This window comes from Oceanobacillus alkalisoli, from assembly GCF_022213125.1.
In the GTDB taxonomy this organism is placed as follows: Bacteria; Bacillota; Bacilli; order Bacillales; family Amphibacillaceae; genus Oceanobacillus; species Oceanobacillus alkalisoli.
This window is the reverse complement of sequence record NZ_JAKNRA010000041.1, coordinates 1-802: the sequence shown is the minus strand read 5'-3', so window position 1 is coordinate 802 and position 802 is coordinate 1. Positions and strand designations below refer to the sequence as shown.

At 48.5% G+C, this 802-nt stretch carries 2 tRNA genes and 2 rRNA genes; all 4 read left to right on the top strand.

Going from position 1 to position 802, the window contains the following annotated elements:
- Nucleotides 1–194 (top strand): 16S ribosomal RNA (locus tag L3V42_RS18050); the annotation flags it as partial.
- 135 nt (nucleotides 195–329) lie between these two features.
- Nucleotides 330–403: transfer RNA gene (locus L3V42_RS18045), tRNA-Ile, on the top strand.
- 18 nt (nucleotides 404–421) lie between these two features.
- A tRNA-Ala gene (locus L3V42_RS18040) sits at nucleotides 422–494 on the top strand.
- Nucleotides 495–648: 154 nt separating this feature from the next.
- Nucleotides 649–802, top strand: a 23S ribosomal RNA gene (locus L3V42_RS18035); the annotation flags it as partial.

Below are 802 nucleotides of genomic sequence, written 5' to 3'. Positions count from 1 at the left end.
AATCGTGGATCAGCATGCCACGGTGAATACGTTCCCGGGTCTTGTACACACCGCCCGTCACACCACGAGAGTTGGTAACACCCGAAGTCGGTGAGGTAACCATTTGGAGCCAGCCGCCGAAGGTGGGACCAATGATTGGGGTGAAGTCGTAACAAGGTAGCCGTATCGGAAGGTGCGGCTGGATCACCTCCTTTCTAAGGATATAAATAAGAAAGCGCAAGTGGCTGTTTACCGGCCACTGGAGCTAGACTATTTTCGGAACATACTGGGTTGTTTGGTTCAGTTTTGAGAGAGCAATTCTCTTAATTTTATATAGAATGAAAAAAGATGGGCCTGTAGCTCAGCTGGTTAGAGCGCACGCCTGATAAGCGTGAGGTCGGTGGTTCGAGTCCACTCAGGCCCACTATCTTATTTTCATTACGGGGCCTTAGCTCAGCTGGGAGAGCGCCTGCCTTGCACGCAGGAGGTCAGCGGTTCGATCCCGCTAGGCTCCATTTTTGTACCTTGAAAACTAAATAAGAGTAACAACGACATCATGTTTAAAAAGCTGAAGCGACCGTTTCTGGGAGCTGAAGCTAGATTTATAAATGCAAGAAAGTGGTCTTTAACAGACCAACAAGGCAAAACAAGCTATATTTACTGTAACTTAGTTAAGTGAATAAGGGCGCACGGTGAATGCCTTGGCACTAGGAGCTGATGAAGGACGGGACTAACACCGATATGCTCCGGGTAGTTGTAAGTAAACGTTGATCCGGAGATCTCCGAATGGGGCAACCCACTGTCCGTAATGGGACAGTACGTA